Genomic DNA, 4624 nt, shown 5'->3' on the forward strand with positions numbered 1-4624 from the left:
TTGTTTTCATTGATTTTCACCTCCTTTAGTACAGTTATATTATAACAAAATATACTTAATTACACAAGGAAAGTGTTGTGGCAGAAAACAAAAAAGGTAAATATCTATATGAATGTTGAACTTAATGATAGCTTGAAAACACAAGCAGTCAAGGAACATTCATCTGTTTCAGAGATATTATCTAAATTAGCTAAAGAATATTTAGAAAAAAACAAAATAGCTCTTACGAGCTATCGAGTGGAGCTTATATCCCCCCACTAAAGTAGGGGGATTTACGCTCCTTTTTCATTAAAAAAATTTCAAACCGAAATTTACCACCCAAATAATCAAATCCACCAATTAAGTATCGGAGGGCCTTATATGGCTACTGGTGGGATGGGAGATACATTAACTGGAATTTTAGCGGCTTTCTTAGCTCAGTTTCATAATCAAGATTCCATCGCAGTCATTGACGCAGCTGTCTATTTCCATTCTTATGTGGCTCGAGAACTCAGTCAAGATAACTATGTCACCTTACCTTCTATAATTTGTCAGACCATCCCTACCATTATGCGTCGCTTCGCTAACTAAAAAACCGAGTTTCCTCCCTCATATGAAAAAGGAAACTCGTTTTTTTAACCTTTTAACTGTGCTAATTCCAAGTCCGTTAAAGGTCGATAAGCGCCAGGGGGCAAATCGGCTGGTAGACTTAAACTTCCCATTGTTAAACGTTTTAGTTCTACCACCCGGCAAGAAATAGCTGCAAACATCCGCTTAACCTGATGGTACTTGCCCTCATGAATGGTAATTTCCACTAAACTAGCTTCATTCTTAGGATCTTGTTCTCGCACTTGCACTTGGGCTGGTTGCGTTTGTTCACCGTTTTTAAGCTCCAAGCCGGTCCGAAGCCGCTCTAGACCCGATAACGTCAATTCACCAGCCACCATAGCCAAGTAAGTCTTCGCCACGTGCTTTTTAGGCGACAGCAACTTATGACCTAGTGGGCCGTCATTGGTAATCAATAAAAGCCCGGTAGTATCCTTATCTAGGCGTCCCACCGGATAAAGATCAGCTCGATAGTCTGCTACTGAAAATAAGTCCATAACAGTTCTTTGACTGGCATCCTTAGTAGCCGTCACCACTCCTTTCGGTTTATGCAACAGATAGTAGAAATTTTCCTGATAGGTTATGACCCGATTATCAACCCGCACTGTTTGTTCCGTAACTTGGAACTTGCCATCTTTGATAATTTGGCCATCCACTTGGACCCTTTTAGCTTTGAGTATTTTTTTCACATCCGTCCGCCCCACATTTAAAGCATGGGCTAGATATTTATCAATTCGCATTATTTAATCCTCAAAATTTGTCTTAACTTGCCTACCTTAGTGCCTAAAGCACTGTCGGCAATCCGTGTTTTCAGCATAATGTAAACGTAAATCAAGGCCCCAACACCGGCACATATAACTAATTCAACCAGAGAAAATAGCCGATTGTCACTGGAAATCACTTGGTTTAACCCCCATGTTAGTGTGGCCGTTACCGCAAACATCAACATAGACGCAAATAAAATCCAATTAATCCGTGTTTGTAGGAAAGATAAATCTAAAATCAACTCATACTTCATGTAGCGGTAACATAAAACCGAAGAAAATAGGAGACCAATTGCCGTGGCAATTAACGGTCCAAAGGCTTCTAAGTAAGCTGTCAATGGAACTTGTAAAATTAATTTAACTACTAGACCATATAACATATATTTAATAGCTAGGCGATTTTGGTTTAAACCTTGTAACATATTCGCCAGTAACATGAATAAACCTTGGGTAACCGCTGTAAAAGCTGCAATCTTTAAAATCGCTGTTCCATAAGGCCCATATCCGTAAAAGACATTATATAAAGGTTGAGCTACCGCTGCCATCCCAAAAGCAGATGGTAACATGATAAAGAAAAATAGTTCTAGAATTTCTACGACCTGCTTTTGGACACTTTCCTGATCCCCTTTAGTATTAGCTTCCGTCAAAAGAGGTATCGAGGTCTCAGCCATTGCCAAAGCCAAGGAAACCACAATCATAACTACTTTATTGGCATTACCAGCAAATAAAGCATACATATTGTCGATTTCAGCTGTGGAGTAGTGACTACTCAAATACATAATAAATGGGAAAGTATACTGATCCACTAAACTGTAAAGTGTAATCGCAATCCCAATAAAGATAAACGGCACTGCCTGCCAAAGTAAATCCTTGATTAAAGTCTTATCAGAAATCTCGAGTTGATGATTACTATTTTGGGCTAACTTATGGAAAGAAGTGCGGTCCTTCAGGCGATAATAGGCTAAAACTAAAATCGCAAACACCGCACCAACAAAAGCCGCAAAGGTGGAATGTACCACGGCATTTTGGAAACCACCGTGCCAAACCTTCATAATCAAGAAGGTCGAACCTAAAAGATAGATAATTCGCGCAAATTGCTCAACTAATTGGGAAATGGCCGAAGGTTTCATATCTTGATACCCTTGGAAAAAGCCACGCGTCAAACTCATAACCGGAATAATTAAAATCGTCACTGCTAATGAGCGAAAAACTGGTATCATTCGAGCATCCCCCGCCGACAAAGCTGGAGATATAAACCACATGATTGCCGCCATCAACACCCCTAAGCCTGCCATGAATAGCACCATTCTCCGGTAAAGACGTTGACCTATACCATACTCATTTAAAGAATTATAGTGGGCCACTTGTTTAGCTACGGCTGAGGGAATACCAACAGTTGATAACATAATAAAAATACTGTAGACCGTATAACCCTTAGTGTATAAACCGTTAGCCGTTAAGGCATTATCTCCCATCCACAGATACCAAGGAATGATATATAAAGCTCCCAGAAGACGCGATAACATGCTAGCAATCGTCATCCAAGCCGAGCCACGCAACATTTTTTCTTTAGCGCTCGCTTCCTGAGCTACCGTTTTAATTTGTGTCTCTTCTTTCAATCTCAATATCCTACTTTCAATTTCGTAAACAAGCTAATTTTACTCTATTTTAATAGTAACTTCAATCTTAGAAAATTCCTTAATCCTAGCGGTTAAAAATTTGAATCACAACATAAAATGTTTCTAACAAAATTAAAACTACTAAAGCTAGTTTCCTTTTTAAAACTAAATAACCCACAAATTCCCGAATAAAAGCATTTAAGGTGAAATAAAATTTACTATGACTCCCATATCCTCGACAAGCTAGCCCTTCTTTTCTAGCAAATAAGAGCGCTCGTAAAACGTGAAAACTATTGGTCACTAACCCAACCTTAGCTCCTTTAGGAATTAATTGTTGGGAAAAACGAATATTTTCCCAAGTATTAGTCGAAGCTGACTCCAATAAAATATCTGTAACAGGTACTCCCAATTCTTGGGCATATTCTGCCATAGCTATTGCTTCAGGTCGAGACTCATCGGCTCCTTGACCTCCGGACATAATCAATTTAGCACCCGAAGCTTTACGATATAAGGCGACTGCTTTATCGATACGTTTAGCTAAAACTGGCGAAACTCTTCCGTCAATCAAGCCAGCACCGAGAACAATTAAATAATCTTCTTTAGTTTGTGGTAAGTGCCACAAATTTAACCAACTAGTTACGGTAAACATGGTTAATAGAAAGAGAATATAAATAATCACCAAATCCAACATATGGTAGATATGACTAAAAATTAGACCCCAACTGGCAAATAATTGGTCTAATCTTTGCCAAATAACTAAGTTTGCTAAAAGTAAAATCCCTGCTAACAAAGCCAAAAGATTACCAAAGGAGTAACTCGTTTGTCGCGCTAAACGCAAGCCATTAGTAATTAAGATTAAACTTACTAAAAATGGTACCAATAAAAAGAAAATCACAATCAGCACTGCTAGAAACATCAGCAAAACACCCCAAAAATTTCCTTGCTGTAGTAGACGATCAACTTGTACCAAAATCGTTGCCCCAAAAAACATTAGGGTTAATAGAAAATAAAATCCTAAAAACAAGGAACGACGGGCTATAATACCCTCTAAGTATACAGATGAAATATACAAAATCATCTAAATACTTGGAGGGTATTTTTTATGGGAAGAAAACCAAAATTTAATTCAGCACAAAAACTATCTATTTTAAAAGAGGCTAAAGAAAAAGATATATATGAAATTTCTAAAAAGTATTCAATTAATAATAGAACCATCCAACAATGGTGTCTATTATACAAATATCAAGGAATTGAAGGACTTAAAAGTAAGCGTACTAACCAAAGTTATACTCTTAACTTTAAAATTTCTTTAGTTACAGCATTTATGGAATCGGGAGATTCTTTACTAAACTTCGCAATAAAAAATGGATTAAAATCTCATACACAACTATATAACTGGATAAAGCGGTATAATGAAGGTACCTTAAAGGCTTATCAGCCTAGAAAGAGAGACCTAAATTTGACTAAAAAAAGAAATTCAACCAGAAAAACTACCTTTGAAGAACGCCTAGAAATCATTGAATTCTTGATTAAACATGATATTAATTACCATAGAACAGCCGAAAAATATGATGTGAGTTATGCACAAGTATATAGCTGGTTGGTCTTGCGTCAAGAAAACGGACAAGTTAAAATGAGATTTTTAACGACTAATCA

At 37.4% G+C, this 4624-nt stretch carries 6 protein-coding genes; 3 read left to right on the top strand and 3 right to left on the bottom strand.

Going from position 1 to position 4624, the window contains the following annotated elements; translation table 11 throughout:
* The first annotated feature begins 108 nt into the window (after window positions 1-108).
* Together FC36_RS11935 and FC36_RS08100 are read left to right on the top strand one after the other, a co-directional pair.
* Window positions 109-261: a hypothetical protein gene (locus FC36_RS11935; protein ID WP_156409565.1), complete on the top strand. Its 153-nt coding sequence runs from the start codon at window positions 109-111 to the stop codon at window positions 259-261.
* 9 nt (window positions 262-270) lie between these two features.
* Entirely contained in the window at window positions 271-570 is a 300-nt protein-coding gene (locus FC36_RS08100; RefSeq protein WP_082614604.1) for an NAD(P)H-hydrate dehydratase, read from the top strand.
* A gap of 44 nt (window positions 571-614) precedes the next feature.
* On the opposite strand, the gene FC36_RS08105 is transcribed toward FC36_RS08100, so the two are convergent.
* From FC36_RS08105 to FC36_RS08115, 3 genes are all read right to left on the bottom strand, one after another.
* Complete coding sequence (locus FC36_RS08105; protein WP_056986829.1) at window positions 615-1325, bottom strand: pseudouridine synthase; 711 nt, start codon at window positions 1323-1325, stop codon at window positions 615-617.
* Window positions 1325-2968 carry a putative polysaccharide biosynthesis protein gene (locus tag FC36_RS08110; protein WP_025021544.1) on the bottom strand — a complete coding sequence of 548 codons (1644 nt, stop codon included), beginning with the start codon at window positions 2966-2968 and terminating at the stop codon, window positions 1325-1327. The genes FC36_RS08105 and FC36_RS08110 overlap by 1 nt, the downstream gene beginning before the upstream one ends.
* Before the next feature lie 85 nt (window positions 2969-3053).
* Window positions 3054-3938, bottom strand: a complete 885-nt coding sequence (locus FC36_RS08115) for a YdcF family protein (protein ID WP_162257666.1) — start codon at window positions 3936-3938, stop codon at window positions 3054-3056.
* A gap of 132 nt (window positions 3939-4070) precedes the next feature.
* Between FC36_RS08115 and FC36_RS08120 the strand changes: the two genes are divergently transcribed.
* A partial coding sequence (locus tag FC36_RS08120; RefSeq protein ID WP_056986830.1) for a helix-turn-helix domain containing protein occupies window positions 4071-4624 on the top strand: 554 nt, incomplete at its 3' end.

The organism is Ligilactobacillus equi DSM 15833 = JCM 10991, from assembly GCF_001435735.1.
In the GTDB taxonomy this organism is placed as follows: domain Bacteria; phylum Bacillota; class Bacilli; order Lactobacillales; family Lactobacillaceae; genus Ligilactobacillus; species Ligilactobacillus equi.